This window comes from Streptomyces sp. NBRC 110028, assembly GCF_001417735.1.
GTDB lineage: Bacteria > Actinomycetota > Actinomycetes > Streptomycetales > Streptomycetaceae > Streptomyces.
Genome location: NZ_BBUZ01000026.1, coordinates 234,093 through 253,521, shown reverse-complemented (window position 1 = coordinate 253,521; position 19,429 = coordinate 234,093). Strand labels below are relative to the sequence as shown.

The following is a 19,429-nucleotide window of genomic DNA, read 5'->3' as shown; positions in this document are numbered from 1 at the left end:
CGTGCGCACCGGGAGAACCCAGGAAGGCCGGGGATAGGGAATGGATCACGGCGGGCACGGCATGATGATGGATCTGCCGCCGTTCACGCTGTCGCGCGGGCTGCAGTTCGGCGGTGATCCCTTCTTCCTCGTCGGCTGTGTGCTCGCCCTCGCCCTGTACGGCTGGGGCGTCGCGCGGCTGTGGCGGCGCGGTGACCGCTGGCCGGTCGGGCGGCTGGCGGCGTTCGTGGCGGGTGTGCTGACCATCGTGGTCGCGATGTGCACCGGGCTGAACGACTACGGCATGGTCATGTTCAGCGTGCACATGGTCCAGCACATGATCATCAGCATGGTCTCCCCCATCCTCCTGCTGCTGGGCGCGCCGGTGACGCTGGCCCTGCGCGCCCTGCCGGCGGCCGGGCGGGGCCGCAAGGGGCCGCGGGAGCTGCTGGTGGCGCTGCTGCACAGCCGCTACATGCGGTTCATCACCCACCCGGTGTTCACGATCCCGCTGTTCATCGCGAGCCTGTACGGGCTGTACTTCACCCCGCTGTTCGACTTCCTGATGGGGTCCAAGGCCGGGCACATCGCGATGATGGTCCACTTCCTCGCGGTGGGTCTGGTCTTCTTCTGGCCGATCATGGGCGTGGACCCGGGTCCGCACCGGCCGGGCTATGTGATGCGGATGCTGGAGCTGTTCGCGGGGATGCCCTTCCACGCGTTCTTCGGGATCGCGCTGATGATGGCGACCGCGCCCATGGTCGGCACGTTCGAGCATCCGCCCGGCTCGCTGGGGATCGACGCGCTGGCCGACCAGAACGCGGCGGGCGGCATCGCCTGGGCGTTCAGCGAGGTCCCGTCGGTGATCGTGCTGGTGGCGCTGGTGTACCAGTGGTACCGGTCGGACCAGCGCCAGGCGCGGCGCGACGACCGTACGGCGGACCGCGACGGCGATCAGGAACTCGCCGCGTACAACGCCTATCTGGCGTCGCTCCAGGCCCGCGGGCGCTAGCCGAAGACCCCACGACCGAGAGACCATGGAGTCTCGGCCGTGGGGCCGGTGTTCCGGCGCCGGGATGCCGGGACCGCCGTGAGGAGGTCGGGGATGACCGGATCCGCCAAGGGAATGACGGTGTGCGCGGTGGGAGGCCTGGTGGCGGTGACCGCCTACACCGTGGCGCTGGGGAGCAATGGCTGGCTGTGGTTCGCCTGGGTGGTGCTCGCGCTGCTGGCGGTGGGGACGCTGCTCGCCCGCTGAGCGGGCCGGCCCCGTATCAGCTCACGGCGTCAGCTCACGACGCGGTGCCGCGCAGCCACCGCCACAGGGCCGTCCACCACGGCACCCGCGCGGGGGGCGGCATGGCGGCGGTGGCGGCCTCGTCCACGGGTAAGGCCTCCTCGTCGTCCGCGAGCACCGCGCGCGCGGGGCGCGTCCTGGGCGCGGGCAGCAGCCCGGAGGTGTCCACCGGATCGGTGGCGGGCCGGCGCGGCATGAACGCGACCGGCAGCGCGACCAGATGGCGGGAGATCCACGACGCGACCCAGTTCAGCTCGGTCTCCGGCACGTCCAGCCGCAGATCGGGCAGGCGCAGCAGCAGGGTGTCGATGGCGGTGTCCGCGATGGCGCGGCCGATGTCCTGGCCGGGGCATTCGTGCGGGCCGCCGCTGAACGACAGATGTGAGCGGTTGCCGTACATGGGCGCGCCGAGGTCGGGGCGGATGGCGGGGTCGACGTTCCCGGCGGCGAGGCCGAGCAGCAGCATGTCCCCGGCCTTGATCCGCCGTCCGCCCAGTTCGGTGTCGCCGGTGGCCCAGCGGCCGGGGACCACGGTGAGCGGCGGTTCGTTCCACAGCACGTGCTCGATGACGTCCGGCAGGGTCATGTGGCCGCCGGCCAGGGAGGCGCGGAAGCGCGGGTCGGTGAGGACCATGCGCAGCGTGTTGGCCATGAGGTTGGTGGTGGTCTCGTTGCCGGTGAGCAGTACGAGCCGCAGATGCTGGACGACCTCCTCCTCGGTCAGCTCGGAGGGGTGGCCCAGCAGCCAGGAGGCGAGGTCTTCGCCGGGCTCGGCGCGCTTGCGCTCGACGAGGTGGCGCAGGGTGTCGGTGACGTAACGGTCGCTGCGCAGGGCCGTGTCGGAGCCCTTCATCAGGTCGCGGGTGGCCTCGACCAGCCGTGGGCCGTACTCGTCGGGCATGCCGAGCACCTGGGTGAGGACGAGCATGGGCAACCGCTGGGCGAAGCCCGTGACGAGTTCGGCCTGTCCCTCGGCGCAGAATTCGTTGACCAGTCGATGGGTGAAGCGGGTGATGTGGCGGCGGATGCCTCGGCGGTCAACGCGGTTCATGCTGTCGGTGAGCGCGGCGCGCAGCCGCTCGTGCTCGTCGCCGTCGGCGAAGGTGCACATGGGCTGCCAGCCGACCACCGGGAGCAGCGGCGAGTCGTCCGGGATCCGGCCCTCCGCCCAGGCGCTCCAGTAGCGGGAGTCGCGGGAGAACCGGGAGGGGGTGCGGGCGACCTCCAGGTTCTCGCGGTAGCCCAGCAGCAGCCAGGCCGGTACGTCGTCGCCGAGCCGCACCGGGGCCACCGGTCCGTGCTCGGTGCGCAGCCGCTCGTACAGGCCCATCGGGTCCTTCTCGTTCTCGGATCCGAAGAGGTCCACCACACCGGCGAGGGGGCTTTGGGCGTGGGCGGGGCACTGGTCGGGGGGAGGGGTCACGGTGTCTCCGGGGTGGCGGTGGTGAGGTGTTGCAGATAGCGCACGAGGCTGAGGAGGGTGTCGCGGCTGGAGGCGCGGTCGCGGGCGTCGCAGTCGACGATGGGGACGGAGTCGGGCAGGTCCAGGGCCGCGCGCAGTCGGCCGACGGGGTGGTCGGGCGCCCCGGGGAAGGCGTTGATGGCGACGACGAAGGGGACGCCCCGCTCCTCCAGCCGGCCCAGGACGTCGAAGCTGACCTCCAGACGGCGGGTGTCGATGAGGACCACGGCCCCGAGCGCGCCCTCGAAGAGGCCGTTCCACAGGAACCAGAAGCGCTCCTGGCCGGGGGTGCCGAAGAGGTAGAGCACCAGCTGTTCGTTGAGGCTGATCCGGCCGAAGTCCATGGCCACGGTGGTCTCGGTCTTGCGTTCCACCCCGGCGATGTCGTCGACGCCGACCCCGGCCTGGGTCATCGTCTCCTCGGTGGTCAGCGGGCGGATCTCGCTCACCGAGCCGACCATGGTGGTCTTGCCGACGCCGAATCCGCCGACGATCACGATCTTGACGGCCGCGGCGGCGGAGGCCGGAAGGGTGTCCTCGCTGCGGGGTCCGACGATCGGCTCAGAGGTTTTGTAGTCCATGCATCACCGCCTGCAGAAGTTCGGTGTCGGGCAGCACCGCGGCCGGGACCGGTGCCCGGGCCTCCACCTGGTGGTGGGCGAGCAGATCCGCGAGGAGGACGGTCACGGTGCTGACGGGCAGCGTCAGATACGCGGAGATCTCGGCCACGGAGAGCGGGAAGTGGCACATCCGCAGCACGGCGGCGGCCTCGGGCGGCATGCCCGGCTCGGGTTCGGCCCGGGCCACGATCAGGCTGACCAGTTCGATGGTGTCCGCCCGCGCGGACCGGCCGGGGCCGCCGTCGACGAGGTAGAGCCGTTCGGGGCCTCCTTCGTCGGTGCCCTTTCCGGTCCGGCTCATGTCACGCGTCCGGCCCGTGGCGGACTGCTGAGGTGTTCGCCGAGCCGGGCGACCAGGTCTCTCATGCACTGGCCCATCAGCCCGGCGTCCACGCCGTCCTCGGCGAGCACCGCGAGGTAGGAGCTGGTGCCGGCCGCCATCAGATAGAAGAAGCCGCCGTCGACCTCGATGACCACCAGCCGCATCCGCCCGTCGCCGGTGGGGAATTCGGCGGCGATCGCCGTGGACAGGCTCTGCAGTCCCGCGCAGGCGGCGGCCAGGCGGTCGGCGGTGTCCTCGTCCGTACCGACCTGGGCCATGCACAGTCCGTCCGAGGACAGCAGGACCACGTGGCGGGTCTGCGGAACGCTCTTGGCGAGGTCCCGGAGCATCCAGTCCATGTTGAACCGCGCTTGCGTCACGTGCTACTCACCCTTATCCGAGGTGTTCTGGGCGTCCGAGGCGTTGTCCGGGGCGTTCGCCGTATCCGACAGCTCGTCGCCGTAGGGCCGGCCGGCGAGGTCCACCGGATCCGCCTCGCCGGACACGGCCTTGGTGAACGCGGCCAGCCACATCCCCGGCTGGATGGGCGGCTCGGCCGGTGCCGGGGGGCCCGCCGGGGCGGGCTCCGGGTCGGCGTCGACGCGGATGGGCGGGGTCACGGTCGGCATCCGGCGGCGGCGCTGGGGCAGTCCGGCGGTGTTGTGGCGGATCCCGTTGTGGTCGTGGGCGACCGGGCCGGTGATGTGGTCCGGCAGCGGCGGATAGGGCGCGGCGCGCTTGATGGGCTTGGGCGGCGGCAGCACTTGGGCCCGGGCGATGGCACCGCCGGGGGCGGGGGTGGGGCAGATGACGTCCTGCGGGACGACGAGCACCGCGCGGACGCCGCCGTACGCGGAGGGCCGCAGCGAGACCTGGAACCGGTACTTCACGGCGAGCCGGCCCACCACGGCCAGGCCCAGCCGGGGCGTCTCGCCGAGGTCGTCGAGGTCGAAGCCGGTGCCCGCCTGCTCCATCACGTACTCGGCGCGCCTGCCGCTCTCCTCCGACAGGCCCACCCCGGCGTCCTCGATCTCGACCGCCACCCCGGACTGCACCTCGACCGCCGTCAGATGTACCCGGGTCATGGGCGGGGAGTAGCGGGTGGCGTTGTCCAGCAGTTCGGCAAGGGCGTGGATGAGCGGTTCCACGGACGGGCCGACGATGCCGACATCGGCCACCGAGTGCAGATCCACCCGCCGGTATTCGAGAATGCGGGACATGGCGCCGCGCAGCACGTTGTACAGCGGCACCGGGTTGCGCCACTGGCGGCCCGGGTGGGAGCCGCCCAGCACCGAGATGCTGTCGGCGAGCCGGCCGATCAGGGCGTTGCCGTGGTCGAGGTGGAGCAGATCGCGGTAGACCTCGGGGGCGGCCCCGTGCTTGTCCTCCATGTCGCGCATGTCCATGGCCTGTTGGTGGACGATGGCCTGCACCCGGCGGGCGATGTTGACGAACGCCCGCCCGGCCGCGTCCCGCAGGTCCTCCTCGGCCCGCACGGTCTCCAGCACCATCCGCAGGACGGCGCGCCGGGCGGATTCGAAGTCCGGGTCGAGGTCGGGCGAGGGCGGGATGTCCTTCATCAGGACGTCGACCTCGGCCCCGCGCTGCAGCCGCTCCACGGCCACGGGCAGCACGTCCACGGCCAGCCGCCGGGTCTCCACCTCCTGGTCGACCAGGCGCTGCCGGTACGCGGCGTCCTGTTCGGCGATCCGGGCGCGCAGCTTGCCGATCAGGCGTCCGCGGCGGGCCGACTCGGCCGCCGCCAGGGCCACCGCCAGCGTCGCCGCCGCGCCGCACCAGGCGACTGTCGCCCGCGCCCCGGCGGACACCACGGTCACGGCGAGCGCCGCGCAGGCCGCGAGCGCGGCGGGGGGAATGAGCCATACGAGCGCGGAGGCGGGCCGTCGGCCTCCAGGTGACGCGCCGGCGAAAACCATCGGCTTCCTTAAAAGCAGCGGGAGAAAATGCGTGCGAAGAACTCGCTATGGGCCCTGGAGCATAGCGGTCGCGGCGCACCCCGAAATGACGATGATTTTTTCTTGGTAACGAATACGAGAGGCGAATTCCATGAGCGTAAAAAAGCGATCGAATTCGCTCACACCCTTGGGGGGTCCGAAACCCCACACCGCCAACTTGCGGTGCATTTACCGCCATTACGGACATCATGCGGCGACTCGCCGGAGGCGGCGGTGAGTTGTACAGTCGGCAGTTTTCCCCGGAAACGCGGCGGCGGCCGCCCCGGGCCGGGGCGGCCGCCGCCGGCTCGCTTCCGTACGCGCCGACTCGTACGGAAGCGGGCCCGGTCGACCGTTACCCGACGGCCCCGGCGGCCTTCGCGGCCGTGCCGGTCTTCGCGGGCTTCGGCGTGGCGTGCGGAGCGCACGTCACGTCCGTGGCGTCCACCGTGCCCTTGAGCAGGTAGGCGTCCACCCGGTCGTTGATGCAGGGATTGACCAGCCCGGTGACGCCGTGCGAACCGGCGTCCCTCTCCGTGATCAGACGCGAGCCCTTGAGGCGCTTGTGCAGCTCGACGCCGCCCTCGTACGGGGTCGCGGCGTCACGAGTGCTCTGCACGATGAGCGTCTTCGGCAGACCCTTGCCCGCACCGACCTCCAGCGGGTTCTGCTGCTTGGCCGGCCAGGTGGCGCACGGCAGGTTCATCCAGGCGTTGGACCAGGTCAGGAACGGGTAGTCGCGGTGCAGCCGGGTGTTGTCCCGGTCCCACTTCGGCCAACTGGCCGGCCACTTGGCGTCGGCGCACTCCACGGCGGTGTACACCGCGTTGCCGTTCTCCGAGGCGATGTTGCCCGCGGTGTCCGACATGTCCGGGCCGGCGGCCTCGACGAGCGCCTTCTCGTCACCGGCGAGGTAGTCGCTCCACACCTGGGCGACGGTGGCCCACGACGAGTCGTAGTACGGGGCGCTCTGGAAGAAGCCGAGCAGCTCGGCCGGGCCGACGACGCCGCCGATCGGGTTCTTCTTGGCGGTCGCGCGCAGCTTCTCCCACTGCGCCTGCACCTCTCCCGGGGTGTCGCCGATGTGGTAGGCCGCGTCGTTCTTGGCCACCCACGCCTTCCAGTCGTCCCAGCGCATCTCGAACGCGACGTCCTGGTCCAGGTTGGCCTGGTACCAGATCTTCTCCCGCGACGGGTTCACGACCGAGTCCACGATCAGGCGGCGCACATGGTCCGGGAAGAGCGTCGCGTAGACGCCGCCGATGTACGTCCCGTAGGACACGCCCAGGTAGTTGAGCTTCTTGTCGCCGAGCGCGGCCCGGAGGACATCGATGTCGCGGGCGGTGTTGGGCGTCGTCATGTGCGGCAGCATCCGGCCGCTGCGCTCCTGGCACCCGGCGGCGTACTCCGCGGCGAGCTTGCGCTGCGCCCGCTTGTCCGCCTCGCTGTCGGGCACCGGGTCCATCTTGGGCGCCTTGACGAACTCCTGCGGGTCCACACAGGAGATGGGGGCCGAGTGGCCCACCCCGCGCGGGTCGAAGCCCACGAAGTCGTACGCCTTCGCGGTCTTCGCCCACAGCGGGTTCTTGTTGGTGACCCGGGTCGGGAACTTCAGCCCGGAGCCGCCCGGTCCGCCCGGGTTGTAGATCAGCGAACCCTGCCGCTCGGAGGCGGTCCCGGTGTTGCCGACGCGGTCCACCGCGATCTTGATGGTGCGGCCGTTCGGCTTGGCGTAGTCCAGCGGAACGGTCACATAGCCGCACTGGATGGGCTTGGCCAGGTTCCAGTCGGCCGGACAGTCCGTCCAGTCGATGCCCGCCTTCGCGGCCCGGGCCGCGGCGATCGCCGCCCCGCGGGCCTCCGCGACACCCCCCGGCGTCCGCGTGGGTTCCGATGCCCCCGCCGTGGGAGCGGCCAGCGCACCGGTTATCAGCGCACCGGTCATCACTCCGCCGGCCACGCCGAGCACTGCTGTGCGTCTCACGTAGTAATCCCCCTGCTTTGTTGCGCCGCCAGTGCGGCGATGATCACAGAGTGTCAGGAGGATCCTCGCGCCTCACTTACTCCTGAGTACAGGGCAAACCGCCGTTTCTTTATCAACACGTCACCTTCACGTACGGCCCGTCAGCTCCCGACGGCCCCGGCGATGAGGGCCTGGAGCTGCTCGGCGGTGCGGTCCAGTGGCTGAATGCTGCGCTTGGCCCGGCACATGGCCACGGTTCCCTCGACGGCCGCGACGACGAGCGTCGCGAGCTGCTCCGCCTGCCCGGGCGGGGCGCCGTGCTCCCGCAGGGAGGCGGCGAGCAGGTCCTCCCAGTCGTCGAAGACCTCCGCGGCGGCCACGAGGGCCGGCGGGGTCTCGCCGGGCGGGGGCTCCTCGATGGAGACGGCGAGGACCGGGCATCCGGCCCGGAAGCCGGTGTCGATGACAATCCCGCGCCACAGGGCGAGGAACGCCCGGAGCCCCGCGGCCGGGCCCGCCCGAAGCTCCTTGCGCAGGACGCGGGCGATGCCCTCCCCCGCGTACCGGACGGCCTCGGTGGCCAACTGCTGCTTGCCCTCGGGGAAGTAGTGGTACGTGGAGCCGAGCGGCGCCTCGGCGTGCTTGGCCATCTCGCGGATGCTCGTGGCGTTCAGACCGCGCCGGCTGATCATGTCGGCCGCTCCGGTCACGATCCGCTGCCGGACCTGCGGGCCACCGTTGGCCATGTTCACTCCCCCTCTGGCTATAACGCTCGTCATAGTCTAGCGTGACCTCGCGCTATAACGACCGTCATAGACCACCTGACATCGCTGGACGACGAAAGCCGAGGAACAGCCATGCCGATGATCCGGCTGACCGCCCCGACCGGTGCCCTGACCGAGGAGGGCCGCGCGGACATTCAGCGCGATCTCGCCACGCTGCTGCTGCGCTGGGAGGGCGTGCCCGACACCGCCCTCTTCCGCGCCCAGGCGTGGAGCTATCTGATCGAGCTGCCCGAGGGGGCCCAGACCACCGCGGAGGACGACGCGCCGCGCTTCCTGGTCGACATCACGGTGCCCCGGGGCGCCCTGTCCGAGCGCCGCAAGGCCGGTCTGGTCGAGGACGTGACCAAGGGCGTGCTGAAGGCCGCCGGGCTCTCCCCGGACGAGGCGCTACGGGTGTGGGTGCTGATCCACGAGCAGCCGGACGGCACGTGGGGCGCGGGCGGGTCGGTCATCCGGTACGCCGACCTGGTCGCCCTCGCCCGCCAGAGCACGCAGGAGCCGGGCGATGCGTGAACTGACGTACGTCGCACGGCACACCGTCGAATGGCGCGAGGCGCCCGACCCCCGGCTGGAGAGTCCGGCCGGGACGCCATCGTCGCACCGGTGGCCGCCACCCCCTGCGACGTGGATTCCGCGATCCTCGCCGGGCACGCCACGCGACGGCAGCCGCATAGCAAACACAGCATCGACCCGCCGTTCCCCCTCGGCCACGAGTGCGTGGCCCGCGTCGTGGACGTCGGCGACGCGGTGAACTGCACGACCGTGCCGCACATGGAGATGTACGGCACGCCGATCGGCGGCAGCTGGGGCGGGCTCTTCTCCGACCTGGTCCGCGTGCCGTACGCGGACGCCATGCTGGTGCCGCTGCCGCCGGGGCCCGACCCCATCGCCATGGCCTCGGCCGGCGACAACTGGTCCCTCGCGCGGCGCTCGCGGAGAGCTATGGCGCCCGTACCGCCGAGGCGATCGAGCCGATCCGGCACGGCTTCGACATCGCCGTCGAGGCCACCGGCCGCGTCGACCAGCTCACCTTCGCGCTCACCTCGCTCGCCCCCGAGGGCGTCTGCGAGAGCGCGGGCAACCACTTCCGGCCCGGCGAACTGCCGCTGCTCGACATGTACCTCACCGGCGTCACCCTGCGCGTCGCCCGGGACAACGTACGCGACCACCTGCCCGACGCCCTCGCACTCGCGGGCTCCGGAAAGGTGGCGCCCGAGCGCGTCGTCTCCCACGTCCTGGACTGGGAACGGCTGCCGGACGCGCTGCCGGAGAAGCGGCTCAAGCCGGTGTTCGTACGCGACATTCCGCCGGCCGCCCGCTGAGGGCGGGCATGGACGCCATCGCCTCGTCCAGCGTCCGGCGCAGCCGCAGACCGTCCGTGGCCACCGCGCCGACCAGGGCGGCGGGCCCGGCGAGCGGGGTGATGACGGCCGTGTCGGCGAGCAGGCGGGGCGGCACCGGGTCGGTGTCGAACGCCGGGTCGACGACGAGGAGCTGACCGGCCGCCCGGCGTCCGCCGAGCACCGCGCCGCCGTCCCAGCCGGGCGCGCCGGGGCCGTACGACAGCTCCTGGTCCAGCAGCGGGCGCCCGGCGCGGTGCACGGTGAGCCGGCTGGTCAGCCCGCCCGGGGGCTCGCCGGAGCGGCCGAGGATCTGTTCCTCGCGCAGCACCAGGCGGGCGGTGGGGGCGAGTTCGACGGTGGTGGTCATGCGCAGGTCGCTGCCGTGGGCGGAGATCAGGGGCTCGGGCAGCCAGTGCAGGGTGGCGCCGTCGGCGACGGTCAGCCGGATCGCGTAGTGGGCGGGCTCGGCGCGGCGGCCGGGCAGCGCGAGCGTCGCGGCCGACGACCCGACGCGGAGCCGGGCGCCGGGGCCGACGGTCGCGGTCAGCGCGATGCGGTCGCCGCCGAGCGGGGCGCTCATCGCCCCGACCACGGTGACGCACGCCTCGCCCTCGCCGGTCGCCCGGGTCCGCCGCAGGGCGAGCGGCCCGTCCCCGGCCAGCACGGGCAGCGCGGTGCCGCCGCGGCCGTCCGCGGCCGCGACGAGGCGGGCGGCGGCGCGTACGCCGGTGCCGTGCGCCCCTGTCGCGCCGCCGGTCACGCCGGGGCCGCCGGTCACGCCGAGGCCGCCGTCCAGGCGGTCAGCCGCTCCCGGACCCAGTCGGCGATCGGCCGGACGCCGTCCGGCGCGACCAGGGAGGTGAAGGCGACGGGCAGATCGCCGCGCTGCTCCTCGGCGTCGCGCGCCATGCGCTCCAGGTCGGATCCGACGTACGGGGCGAGGTCGGTCTTGTTGACGACGAGCAGGTCGGCCGTCGTCACGCCGGGGCCGCCCTTGCGCGGGATGTCGTCGCCGCCCGCGACGTCGATGACGAACACCTGCGCGTCGACCAGGCCCTTGGAGAAGGTCGCGGTGAGGTTGTCACCGCCGGACTCGACCAGGACCAGATCGAGCGGGCCGACGCTCTCCTCCAGGTCCTCGACCGCTTCGAGGTTGGCCGAGATGTCGTCGCGGATCGCGGTGTGCGGGCAGGCGCCGGTCTCGACGGCGGTGATGCGCTCGGCGGGCAGCACCGCGTTGCGCAGCAGGAACTCGGCGTCCTCGCGGGTGTAGATGTCGTTGGTGACCACGGCGATCGCCAGTTCCTCGCGCAGCGCCCGGCACAGCGCGGCGACCGTCGCGGTCTTGCCGGAACCGACCGGTCCGCCGAGGCCGACGCGCAGCGCCCGGCGGCTGCCGTCGGGGCGGCGGGGGTCGGCGCCGGGGGCGGCGCCGTGGGTGTGGCGGCGGGGATAGGTCTCGGGGTGATCGAGGTGCATGGCGGCTCCGGGGGGCGGTTTAGGAGGCGAAGAGGCGTACGGGCCAGGTGGCGTGGTGCTCGGCCGCGATGTCGAGCAGCGGCGCCGCGGCGGCGGGCAGCGCGCCGGGGCCCTCGTCCAGGGCCCGGTGGGCCGCCTCGGCGGCCCGGGCGGCGATCCGGTCGATCTCGGGGGCGAGGCGGGCGAGGACGGCGGTGGCGTCGAACGGGTCGAGGCCGAGCAGCCGTACGGCGGCGGACGCCGGTCCCCCGGCCGACTCGTACGCGGCGGCGTACGCGGCGGCCGTGGGGTCGAGCCCGGCGGCGCGCGCGGCCAGGCCCTGTACGACGGGCTGGTGGGCGCCGCGCGGGCGGGCGGCGGCGAGGGCGTCGAGTTCGGGCGAGGGCCAGGTGGCGCGGGCGGCGCGCATCAGCTGGCGGCCGAGGCGGCGTGCGGTGGTGCGCAGCGCGGGGGCGGGCGTCCGGGCGTCGGCGGCCTCGTCGAGCGCGAGCGGGTCCATCCCGGCGGCGGCCGCGGCGGCGAGCGCGGCCGCGGTCAGCCCGGCGGTGTGCAGCCGCCCGCGGCAGAACGCCTCCAGGGTGGCCGCGTCGCGCACCCGGCCCGCCGTGACGGCGGCCTCGACCCCGCCGGAGTGGGCGTGGCCCCCGGCGGGGAAGCGCCCATCGGCGAGGATGAGCAGCGCCGCGGTCGTGGCCCGTGGCGGTGTGGCGGCGGTGTCGTCCGTGGTCTTCGCGGTCATCGCGGTCATCGCGGTCAGAAGAGGAAGTACCGCTGGGCCATGGGGAGTTCGGCGGCCGGGGCGGGTTCGACGGGGTCGCCGTCGATCGTCACCGTGAAGGTGTCGGGGTCGACCTCCACCCGCGGCATGGCGTCGTTCTCCCGCATGTCCGCCTTGGTCACCCCGCGCGTCCCCCGGATCGGCACGAACCGCTTCCCGAGGCCGAGCCGGTCGGCCAGGCCGTCGTCCAGCGCGGCCCGCGTGACGAAGTTCAGGGAGTTGGCGGCCGGGGCACGCCCCACCGCGCCGAACATGGGCCGGGGCAGCACCGGCTGCGGTGTGGGGATGGAGGCGTTGGCGTCGCCCATCTGCGCATACGCGATCTGGCCGCCCTTGAGCACCAGATGCGGTTTGACGCCGAAGAAGGCGGGCTCCCACAGCACCAGGTCGGCGAGCTTTCCGGACTCCACCGAACCGATCTCGCCGTCGAGGCCCTGCGCCACGGCCGGGTTGATGGTGTATTTGGCGACATAGCGGCGTGCCCGGTGGTTGTCCGCGCGCCCGTCCCCCGGCAGGGCGCCCCGGCGCCGCTTCATGACGTGCGCGGTCTGCCAGGTGCGCAGGACGACTTCGCCGATCCGGCCCATGGCCTGGGAGTCGGAGGAGATGATCGAGATCGCGCCGAGGTCGTGCAGGATGTCCTCGGCGGCGATGGTGCCGGGCCGGATGCGGGATTCGGCGAAGGCCAGGTCCTCGGGGACGGCCGGGTTGAGGTGGTGGCACACCATCAGCATGTCGAGGTGTTCCTCGACCGTGTTGACGGTGTGCGGCCGGGTCGGATTGGTCGAGCTGGGCAGCACGTTCGGCTGGGAGACCACGGTGATGATGTCGGGCGCGTGACCGCCGCCCGCGCCCTCGGTGTGGTACGCGTGGATCGAGCGTCCGGCGATCGCGGCGAGGGTGTCGGCGACGAACCCGGCTTCGTTGAGGGTGTCGGTGTGGATGGCGAGTTGGGCGCCGCTCTCCTCGCAGACACCGAGGCAGGCGTCGATCGCGGCGGGGGTGGCCCCCCAGTCCTCGTGGATCTTGAAACCGAGGGCCCCGCCGCGCAGTTGGGACCACATGCCCTCGTGGCTGACGGTGTTGCCCTTGCCGAGCAGCCCGATGTTGACGGGGTACGCCTCCAGCGCCTCGAACATCCGGGCGAGGTGCCAGGGGCCGGGGGTGATGGTGGTCGCCTTGGTGCCCTCGGCGGGTCCGGTGCCGCCGCCGACGAGGGTGGTGATGCCCGAGGACAGGGCCTGGTCGATCAGGGTCGGGGAGATGAAGTGGACATGGGCGTCGATGGCGCCCGCGGTGAGGATCCTGCCGTTTCCCGCGATGACCTCGGTCTCGGGCCCGATGACGAGGTCGGGGTGGACACCGTCCATGGTGTCGGGGTTCCCGGCCTTGCCGATCCCGGTGATACGGCCGTCGCGCAGACCGACGTCGGCCTTGACCACGCCCCAGTGGTCGAGCACCACGGCACCGGTGATCACGGTGTCGGGGGCGCCCTCGGCGCGGGTGGCGCGGGACTGGCCCATGGACTCGCGGATCACCTTGCCGCCGCCGAAGACCGCCTCGTCGCCGGAGCGGCCGGGGCCGCCGCAGCGGTCCTCCTCGATCTCGATCACGAGATCGGTGTCGGCGAGCCGTATGCGGTCCCCGGCGGTCGGCCCGAACAGATCCGCGTAGGCGGCGCGGCTCAGCTCGATCACAGCGCGCCTCCCGTCTCCCCGCGCAGCCCGGGCACGACCCGCGCGCCCGCCAGCGGCACCAGGTCCACCTCGACCGGGATGCCCGGTTCGAAGCGCACGGCGGTGCCGGCCGCGATGTGGAGCCGGTGGCCGCGGGCCGCGGCGCGGTCGAACGTGAGGCCCGGGTTGGCCTCGGCGAAGTGGTAGTGGGAGCCGACCTGGACCGGCCGGTCGGCCGCGTTGAGCACGGTGAGCCGGATGACCGGCAGCCCCTCGCCCAGCCGTACCGGCTCGTCCGCGTAGAGGATCTCTCCGGGGATCATGGAACGCCGCTCCCGTCAGACGATCGGCTGGTGGACGGTGACGAGCTTGGTGCCGTCCGGGAAGGTGGCCTCGACCTGGACGTCGTGGATCATCTCGGGGACGCCCTCCATGACCTCGTCGCGCGTGAGCACGGTGCGGCCGGAGGCCATCAGCTCGGCGACGGTACGGCCGTCCCGGGCGCCCTCCAGGATGTGCACGATGATCAGCGCGACGGCCTCGGGATGATTGAGCGACACCCCCCGCGCCCTACGCTTTTCAGCCACTTCGGCGGCCACATGGATGAGCAACCGTTCCTGCTCGTGCGGCGTCAAGCGCACGTTTTCCCCACCTCATCCTCGCTCACGGGTTATGGCAGGTTAGTTCGGTGGTGTTGCGGCGTGGTTAACGCGTCGGCAAAGAATCGCTCTTGACGCCTACATGGCAAACCGCTGATCCTCATGTCCGCGTCACATGATCCATCCGTTTCGCTCCAACCCCCCACATCTGTACGGAGCCTTCTGTGAATCGAATAATGCTGATCCGCCGCGGCGCGCTCGCGGCCGGAACCTGTGCCGCCGTCGCCGCCGCCCTGCTGGGCGGGGCGCCGGGAGCCGGGGCGGCCTCATCGCCCCGCGCCGCCGCGCCGGACATCGACGTGGCGGCCGTCAAGGGCGATCTCGCCAAGCTCCAGTCGATCGCCGACGGACACGGCGGCAACCGCGCCCACGGGCAGCCCGGCTACCGGGCGTCGCTGGACTTCATCAAGGACAAGCTGGACGCGGCGGGCTTCAAGACGTCCGTCCAGGAGTTCACCTCGGGCGGCGCCGAGGGCTACAACCTCGTCGCCGACTGGCCCGGCGGCAGCGCCGGCCAGGTGCTCATGGCCGGTTCGCACCTGGACTCGGTCGAGGCCGGTCCCGGCATCAACGACAACGGATCGGGCTCCGCCGCGATCCTGGAGGTCGCGCTCGCCGTCGCCAAGGCCGACCTGAAGCCCACCAAGCATCTGCGGTTCGCCTGGTGGGGCGACGAGGAGGACGGCATGGTCGGCTCCACGAGGTACGTGGACAGCCTGAAGTCCGACGAGAAGGCCACGATCGACTCGTATCTGAACTTCGACATGCTCGGCTCCCCCAACCCCGGCTACTTCGTCTATGACGACGATCCGGAGCTGGAGAAGGTCTTCAAGGACTGGTACGCGGCCAAGGACATCGCGGCCGAGAAGGAGACCGAGGGCGACGGCCGCTCGGACCACGCCCCGTTCAAGGACGCCGGGGTGCGGGTCGGCGGGCTGTTCACCGGCGCCGAGTCCACCAAGAGCCAGGCGCAGGCGGAGAAGTGGGGCGGCACGGCGGGCGAGCCGTTCGACCCGTGCTACCACTCCGCGTGCGACAAGACGTCCAACGTCGACGACACCGCGCTGGACCGCAACAGCGACGCCATCGCCCACGCGGTCTGGGAGCTCAGCTCCTAGGCCCTGTCCGGCGGATCTCCGCGGGCCCGCGACGCCTGGCGCGGCACCTCGCCGCGTTGTCGGGATCGCCCGAGTACGACCCGGTACGAGGACGACCCTCCGCCTTGCGACGCACCACACCAGACGCCGCGGGCTGATCCACGAAGATCCGCCGGACAGGACCTAGCCGCCGCTCCCCCAGCCGTCGTCACCCGCGGCCCGGACGCCGATCCCCGGCGTCCGGGCCGCGGTGCTCCGCCGCGATACCGAAGCGCCGCCGTTCGCCGGGAGCGGACGAGGTCGGACGCATCGCCGACACCGTACTGATCACCTGCTCCTCCGCCGCCTCCGCCTCGACCGCGTCGAGTCGTTGCAGGTCAGCCGAGGACACCAGGGCCACCAGCGGCTTTCCGTGCCGGGTGAGGACCACCCGCTCACCGCCGTAGACCACGCGGTTGATCAGCTCCGCCAGCTCCGCCCGGGCTTGCGTCACCGGAATCTCGTACGCCATGCTCCCCATCGTACGGGACGTACGTCCTGTACATTTTTTACCGAGCCACGGGCCCCACGACCCTCGAGAGGTGACCGCGATGGAACGACCGGCGGCGCGCCATGTCCTGCCCGAGTTCACGGAGCGCACGAGCACCAGCGTGCGCACCATGGACCCCTACTCCAAGCTGCTCTCCGAGCGCATCGTCTTCCTCGGCACGCCCATCGACGACACCGCGGCCAACGATGTGATCGCGCAGCTCATCCACCTCGAATACGCCGGCCCCGAGAGGGACGTCTCGCTCTACATCAACTCCCCGGGCGGCTCGTTCGGCGCGATGACGGCGATCTACGACACGATGCGCTTCGTCAGCTGTGACATCGAGACCATCTGCCTGGGCCAGGCCGCGTCCGCCGCCGCCGTGCTGCTCGCCGCCGGGACGCCGGGCAAGCGGCTGGCGCTGCCGGGCGCGCGGGTGCTCATCCATCAGACGGCGTTCGGCGAGCCCGTCCGGGGCACCACCTCGGACCTGGAGATCCAGGCCGGTGAGCTGCTGCGGACCCAGGCGCTGCTGGAGGAGATGCTGGCGCGGCACACCGGGCAGAGCGCCGAGCGGATCCGCGCCGACGTCGACCGCGACACGATCTTCGACGCCGCGGCCGCGGTGGCGTACGGGCTGGTGGACGGGATCACCGAGAGCCGTAAGCGTGCCGGTTCGCTGCCCGGGGCGAGGTGATCGCGCCGTGCTTCCGCCGGAACTGCCCCCGCTGCCCGCGCTGACCCGCGCGGAGGGAGACCTCGTGGACCGCTATCTGGAGGCGGTCGATCTGCTCGGCCGGATCAATCCGGCCCGCGGCCATGACACCTACAGCGGGCTGCGCGCCGCGCAGGCGCTGGTCGGGAGGGCCATCGCGCTGCGGGACGCGCTGGCGCTGATGCACGACCGGGGCGAGAGCCAGCTGCACACCGCGACCCTGGCCCGGGCGCTGCGGGTGCTGGACGGGGAGCGGCGCTCGGAGCGGGTGACACTGCCGTCCGTCCCGCCGCGCTGAGCGCCCGCCGCGTCACCCGAACGGCGCAGTCCGGATTCCGGCGCGAGACCGCCGCCGGGTTGCGGCCGACGGCGCCTGTTCCGCCGTCCCCGCAGGCCAGGGCCCGGGCCACGGCCCGCCCCTTCACCCGAACGGCGGAGCCGTGACCACCCTCATACCGCGCCCGCTCGGCTCGGAACCGGCGGACACCTTGGGCGACCATCCCTGGGACGGCCGAACCCGGTCACCGAAGGGTGGTGTGCGAGATGACCGCGCACATACGGATCCCCAGAATGGTCTCCCGGGCCGGTGCCCTCTCGGCCCTCACCGCCGTCGCCGTCGGCGGCACCGTGGCGGCGCCCGCCCTGCCCCAGCAGGCCGACGCGGCGACCGTCGCGGCCGAGGCGCTGCGGATCGCGGCCTCGAAGAAGGGCGCGCCGTACGCGTACGGGGCGGCGGGACCGAACCGCTTCGACTGCTCGGGGCTCACCCAGTACGCGTACAAGCGGGCCGGGAAGCGGCTGCCGCGCACCGCCGCCGCCCAGTACAACCGCACCCGCCACATCAAGGCGTCCACCCGCGAACACGGTGACCTGGTCTTCTTCCACGCGGGAGGCAGCGTCTACCACGTCGGCCTCTACGCGGGCAAAGGGCGGATCTGGCACGCGCCGAAGGCGGGCACGGTGGTGCGGCTGGAGCGGATCTGGACCGGGAAGGTCTGGTACGGGCAGGTGCGCTGAAAAATACCGGCCGGCTGCCGGGGCCTGCCCTGGGTTGACGGGTGATCAGGGCGGTCCTGATCACCCGTCACCCGCGGAGGACCCCGAATGACGTATCTCAATCCGGTCCGGCACATCACCTTCGACGCGCACGATCCGTACGCCCTGGCGCAGTTCTGGTCGCGGCTGACCGGCTACGTCATGAGGGACGAGGAGGCGCCGGACGACGAGGTGCTGATCGTCTCGGGCCGGACCGGCGTGCCCGGTCTGCTGTTCCAGCGGGTGCCGGACGACAAGACCGTCAAGAACCGGATCCACCTCGACATCCAGCCGCCCTCGGGCACCCGGGACGAGGAGGTGGAGCGGCTGCGCGGGCTCGGCGCCCGGGTCCTCGACGACCGGCGCACGGAGGACGGGCTGGGGTGGGTGGTGATGACCGATCCCGAGGGCAACGAGTTCTGTGTGGAGCGCGGCGCGGTCGAGCGCGGTCTGGTGTGACCGCCCCTGTGAGGCGTTAGCGTGGGCCGGTGCCGGTCGGGGGAGACCGGCACCGGGAGGGGGAACCATGGTGAGCGATCAGTTCCAGGCGGACCGGACGTACGACCAGGTGTATCTCGTCTTCGTCGATACCTCGGGCTATTCGACGATCGTCCGCTCCAATCCCAGGGACCGGGCCGCGCACGGCTTCGATCTGCTGCGGGAGCGGATGCGGGCGCGGATCGGCCAGGTCTCCGCGCAGCACCGCTGTGCCCGCAGCGATCTGTGGAACTGGCGTGGGGACGGCGGGTTCTTCGCGATCCACGACGACAGCGAGAGCGTGGCCCGCGATGTCGCGCTGGAGGCGGCCCGGACGTTCCTCACCCTCGATCTGCGGCATCTGCGGGACGAGTTCGCGCAGGCGGGGGTGGACGGCGAGCTGCATGTGCGGATGGCGGTGCACAAGGGGGCGATACGGCACACCGGGGAGGGCCGGACCGGCACCATCCACTCCCCCGACATCAATCTGGCCGCGCATCTGGAGAAGGCGACGCCGCCGGACTGTCTGGCGGTCTCGGAGGACGTCTACCGCACCGCGGGCCGGTATGCGGAGCTGTTCGCGCACGTCGGCAGCCATGAGGGCAAGGACGTCTATCTGATGGCGGGCGACGGCGGCCCGGGCGAGGCGGCCAAGGCGTGGCTGGCGGGCCGGGGGCTGGCGGGCGGCACGCCGGTGCACGCCTATCCCGAACGGCCCAGCTCGGCGGAGAAGGCGCGCATGCTGGACGCGGCGTCCGCGGAGGTGCTCGACATGGGCACCGCGCTGCGCACCTCCTCGTCCCGGCTGGTCACCACCGAGCGCCCGGCCCGCTACCGCGACGCGGTGCTGGGGCTGCTGCGCCGGGGCGGGGTGTACCGCTGCTATCTGCTGGATCCGTCCTCGGACGCGGCGGCCACCCTGTCGCGGCAGTACCAGGAGGACATGACCCGGAAGATCAAGGATTCGCTGGAGCGGTTCGGCCGGTTCAAGGAGCGGTACGGGGCGGTGGCGGACGGGCTGCGGGTCTACCGGACGGACGAGTTCCCCGGCTTCTCGGCACTGGCCGTCGATCCGCGCCGGCCGAACGGGCTGATCCTGTACTCCTCGTATCTGATGGGCACCAGTCCGTACGGGGTGATCGAGCGCGGCGACATGCCCCACTATCTGATCAGCCCGGACGCGGGCCGTACGTACGCGCGCATCCTGGAGCTGGCCGAGGCGCGGGCGGCTACGGGGCAGGTGGAGCGCGTATTGTGA

General features: G+C 72.2%; 23 protein-coding genes and 1 pseudogene. 10 read left to right on the top strand and 14 right to left on the bottom strand.

The features are described 5' to 3' along the window. Positions 1–40 precede the first annotated feature (40 nt). On the top strand, positions 41–991 hold the full coding sequence (locus ASC60_RS16385; RefSeq protein ID WP_055551499.1) for a cytochrome c oxidase assembly protein: 951 nt from the start codon (positions 41–43) through the stop codon (positions 989–991). Positions 992–1,084: 93 nt separating this feature from the next. Then, a complete protein-coding gene (locus ASC60_RS42235) occupies positions 1,085–1,237 on the top strand; it encodes a hypothetical protein (protein ID WP_199830969.1) in 153 nt (50 codons plus the stop codon). 34 nt (positions 1,238–1,271) lie between these two features. Here the strand turns inward: ASC60_RS42235 and ASC60_RS16380 are convergent, their stop codons facing one another. The 7 genes from ASC60_RS16380 to ASC60_RS16350 all read right to left on the bottom strand — a co-directional run bounded on the left by ASC60_RS16380 (position 1,272) and on the right by ASC60_RS16350 (position 8,344). Continuing rightward, positions 1,272–2,699 carry a cytochrome P450 gene (locus tag ASC60_RS16380; protein WP_055551498.1) on the bottom strand — a complete coding sequence of 476 codons (1,428 nt, stop codon included), beginning with the start codon at positions 2,697–2,699 and terminating at the stop codon, positions 1,272–1,274. After that, entirely contained in the window at positions 2,696–3,319 is a 624-nt protein-coding gene (locus ASC60_RS16375) for an ATP/GTP-binding protein (RefSeq protein WP_055551496.1), read from the bottom strand. The genes ASC60_RS16380 and ASC60_RS16375 overlap by 4 nt, the downstream gene beginning before the upstream one ends. After that, complete coding sequence (locus tag ASC60_RS16370; protein WP_055551494.1) at positions 3,300–3,659, bottom strand: DUF742 domain-containing protein; 360 nt, start codon at positions 3,657–3,659, stop codon at positions 3,300–3,302. The genes ASC60_RS16375 and ASC60_RS16370 overlap by 20 nt, the downstream gene beginning before the upstream one ends. Next, positions 3,656–4,039, bottom strand: coding sequence for a roadblock/LC7 domain-containing protein (locus ASC60_RS16365; protein WP_079038446.1), 384 nt, complete (start codon positions 4,037–4,039; stop codon positions 3,656–3,658). Before ASC60_RS16365 ends, ASC60_RS16370 begins: the two co-directional genes overlap by 4 nt. Before the next feature lie 24 nt (positions 4,040–4,063). After that, positions 4,064–5,617, bottom strand: a complete 1,554-nt coding sequence (locus ASC60_RS16360) for a sensor histidine kinase KdpD (protein ID WP_055551491.1) — start codon at positions 5,615–5,617, stop codon at positions 4,064–4,066. A 373-nt stretch (positions 5,618–5,990) separates the two neighbouring features. Then, positions 5,991–7,580, bottom strand: coding sequence for an alpha/beta hydrolase (locus tag ASC60_RS16355; RefSeq protein WP_055551831.1), 1,590 nt, complete (start codon positions 7,578–7,580; stop codon positions 5,991–5,993). 179 nt (positions 7,581–7,759) lie between these two features. Further along, a complete protein-coding gene (locus ASC60_RS16350) occupies positions 7,760–8,344 on the bottom strand; it encodes a TetR/AcrR family transcriptional regulator (RefSeq protein WP_055551489.1) in 585 nt (194 codons plus the stop codon). Positions 8,345–8,455: 111 nt separating this feature from the next. On the opposite strand from ASC60_RS16350, the gene ASC60_RS16345 reads away from it, so the two are divergent. Further along, positions 8,456–8,896: a tautomerase family protein gene (locus tag ASC60_RS16345; RefSeq protein WP_055551487.1), complete on the top strand. Its 441-nt coding sequence runs from the start codon at positions 8,456–8,458 to the stop codon at positions 8,894–8,896. Beyond that, positions 8,889–9,705 (top strand): annotated as a pseudogene (locus ASC60_RS16340) (dehydrogenase). Before ASC60_RS16345 ends, ASC60_RS16340 begins: the two are co-directional and overlap by 8 nt. Here ASC60_RS16340 and ASC60_RS16335 read toward each other — a convergent pair. From ASC60_RS16335 to ASC60_RS16310, 6 genes are read right to left on the bottom strand one after another with little or no spacing between them, the layout of a single operon-like run. Beyond that, positions 9,662–10,504 carry an urease accessory protein UreD gene (locus ASC60_RS16335; protein ID WP_234356966.1) on the bottom strand — a complete coding sequence of 281 codons (843 nt, stop codon included), beginning with the start codon at positions 10,502–10,504 and terminating at the stop codon, positions 9,662–9,664. The pseudogene ASC60_RS16340 and the gene ASC60_RS16335 sit on opposite strands and share 44 nt — an antisense overlap. Then, on the bottom strand, positions 10,501–11,205 hold the full coding sequence (gene ureG, locus ASC60_RS16330) for an urease accessory protein UreG (protein ID WP_055551486.1): 705 nt from the start codon (positions 11,203–11,205) through the stop codon (positions 10,501–10,503). Before ureG ends, ASC60_RS16335 begins: the two co-directional genes overlap by 4 nt. 19 nt (positions 11,206–11,224) lie before the next feature. Continuing rightward, entirely contained in the window at positions 11,225–11,944 is a 720-nt protein-coding gene (locus ASC60_RS16325) for an urease accessory protein UreF (protein WP_055551484.1), read from the bottom strand. Between the two features lie 14 nt (positions 11,945–11,958). After that, positions 11,959–13,680: an urease subunit alpha gene (locus tag ASC60_RS16320; RefSeq protein ID WP_055551483.1), complete on the bottom strand. Its 1,722-nt coding sequence runs from the start codon at positions 13,678–13,680 to the stop codon at positions 11,959–11,961. Further along, entirely contained in the window at positions 13,677–13,982 is a 306-nt protein-coding gene (locus ASC60_RS16315) for an urease subunit beta (RefSeq protein ID WP_055551481.1), read from the bottom strand. The genes ASC60_RS16320 and ASC60_RS16315 overlap by 4 nt, the downstream gene beginning before the upstream one ends. 15 nt (positions 13,983–13,997) lie before the next feature. Then, positions 13,998–14,300 (bottom strand): urease subunit gamma, encoded by a 303-nt coding sequence (locus ASC60_RS16310; RefSeq protein WP_055551479.1) that lies wholly within the window; start codon positions 14,298–14,300, stop codon positions 13,998–14,000. A gap of 194 nt (positions 14,301–14,494) precedes the next feature. On the opposite strand from ASC60_RS16310, the gene ASC60_RS16305 reads away from it, so the two are divergent. Continuing rightward, positions 14,495–15,436 (top strand): M28 family metallopeptidase, encoded by a 942-nt coding sequence (locus ASC60_RS16305; protein WP_055551477.1) that lies wholly within the window; start codon positions 14,495–14,497, stop codon positions 15,434–15,436. 187 nt (positions 15,437–15,623) lie between these two features. Here ASC60_RS16305 and ASC60_RS16300 read toward each other — a convergent pair whose 3' ends face one another. Continuing rightward, positions 15,624–15,926 carry a type II toxin-antitoxin system Phd/YefM family antitoxin gene (locus ASC60_RS16300; protein ID WP_055551475.1) on the bottom strand — a complete coding sequence of 101 codons (303 nt, stop codon included), beginning with the start codon at positions 15,924–15,926 and terminating at the stop codon, positions 15,624–15,626. Positions 15,927–16,005: 79 nt separating this feature from the next. Here ASC60_RS16300 and ASC60_RS16295 point away from each other — a divergent pair, with 79 nt between their 5' ends. The 5 genes from ASC60_RS16295 (at position 16,006) to ASC60_RS16275 (ending at position 19,429) form a co-directional block, all read left to right on the top strand. After that, positions 16,006–16,641, top strand: a complete 636-nt coding sequence (locus ASC60_RS16295; protein ID WP_055551474.1) for an ATP-dependent Clp protease proteolytic subunit — start codon at positions 16,006–16,008, stop codon at positions 16,639–16,641. A 7-nt stretch (positions 16,642–16,648) separates the two neighbouring features. After that, a complete protein-coding gene (locus ASC60_RS16290; RefSeq protein WP_055551472.1) occupies positions 16,649–16,957 on the top strand; it encodes a hypothetical protein in 309 nt (102 codons plus the stop codon). 245 nt (positions 16,958–17,202) lie between these two features. After that, positions 17,203–17,676, top strand: a complete 474-nt coding sequence (locus ASC60_RS16285) for a C40 family peptidase (RefSeq protein ID WP_055551827.1) — start codon at positions 17,203–17,205, stop codon at positions 17,674–17,676. Between the two features lie 87 nt (positions 17,677–17,763). Next, positions 17,764–18,153, top strand: coding sequence for a VOC family protein (locus tag ASC60_RS16280; RefSeq protein WP_055551471.1), 390 nt, complete (start codon positions 17,764–17,766; stop codon positions 18,151–18,153). 67 nt (positions 18,154–18,220) lie between these two features. After that, a complete protein-coding gene (locus ASC60_RS16275) occupies positions 18,221–19,429 on the top strand; it encodes a hypothetical protein (RefSeq protein WP_055551469.1) in 1,209 nt (402 codons plus the stop codon).

Excerpts from the sequence above, each read along its gene's own strand:
- ASC60_RS16305 (WP_055551477.1), top strand. The coding sequence starts at position 14,495 with ATGCTGATCCGCCGCGGCGCGCTCGCGGCCGGAACCTGTGCCGCCGTC.
- ASC60_RS16370 (WP_055551494.1), bottom strand. The coding sequence starts at position 3,659 with ATGAGCCGGACCGGAAAGGGCACCGACGAAGGAGGCCCCGAACGGCTC.
- ASC60_RS16280 (WP_055551471.1), top strand. The coding sequence starts at position 17,764 with ATGACGTATCTCAATCCGGTCCGGCACATCACCTTCGACGCGCACGAT.
- ASC60_RS42235 (WP_199830969.1), top strand. The coding sequence starts at position 1,085 with ATGACCGGATCCGCCAAGGGAATGACGGTGTGCGCGGTGGGAGGCCTG.
- ASC60_RS16325 (WP_055551484.1), bottom strand. The coding sequence starts at position 11,944 with ATGACCGCGAAGACCACGGACGACACCGCCGCCACACCGCCACGGGCC.
- ASC60_RS16355 (WP_055551831.1), bottom strand. The coding sequence starts at position 7,580 with ATGACCGGTGCGCTGATAACCGGTGCGCTGGCCGCTCCCACGGCGGGG.
- ureG (WP_055551486.1), bottom strand. The coding sequence starts at position 11,205 with ATGCACCTCGATCACCCCGAGACCTATCCCCGCCGCCACACCCACGGC.
- ASC60_RS16360 (WP_055551491.1), bottom strand. The coding sequence starts at position 5,617 with ATGGTTTTCGCCGGCGCGTCACCTGGAGGCCGACGGCCCGCCTCCGCG.
- ASC60_RS16375 (WP_055551496.1), bottom strand. The coding sequence starts at position 3,319 with ATGGACTACAAAACCTCTGAGCCGATCGTCGGACCCCGCAGCGAGGAC.
- ASC60_RS16365 (WP_079038446.1), bottom strand. The coding sequence starts at position 4,039 with ATGGACTGGATGCTCCGGGACCTCGCCAAGAGCGTTCCGCAGACCCGC.
- ASC60_RS16385 (WP_055551499.1), top strand. The coding sequence starts at position 41 with ATGGATCACGGCGGGCACGGCATGATGATGGATCTGCCGCCGTTCACG.
- ASC60_RS16300 (WP_055551475.1), bottom strand. The coding sequence starts at position 15,926 with ATGGCGTACGAGATTCCGGTGACGCAAGCCCGGGCGGAGCTGGCGGAG.
- ASC60_RS16345 (WP_055551487.1), top strand. The coding sequence starts at position 8,456 with ATGCCGATGATCCGGCTGACCGCCCCGACCGGTGCCCTGACCGAGGAG.
- ASC60_RS16350 (WP_055551489.1), bottom strand. The coding sequence starts at position 8,344 with ATGGCCAACGGTGGCCCGCAGGTCCGGCAGCGGATCGTGACCGGAGCG.
- ASC60_RS16275 (WP_055551469.1), top strand. The coding sequence starts at position 18,221 with ATGGTGAGCGATCAGTTCCAGGCGGACCGGACGTACGACCAGGTGTAT.
- ASC60_RS16295 (WP_055551474.1), top strand. The coding sequence starts at position 16,006 with ATGGAACGACCGGCGGCGCGCCATGTCCTGCCCGAGTTCACGGAGCGC.
- ASC60_RS16285 (WP_055551827.1), top strand. The coding sequence starts at position 17,203 with ATGACCGCGCACATACGGATCCCCAGAATGGTCTCCCGGGCCGGTGCC.
- ASC60_RS16315 (WP_055551481.1), bottom strand. The coding sequence starts at position 13,982 with ATGATCCCCGGAGAGATCCTCTACGCGGACGAGCCGGTACGGCTGGGC.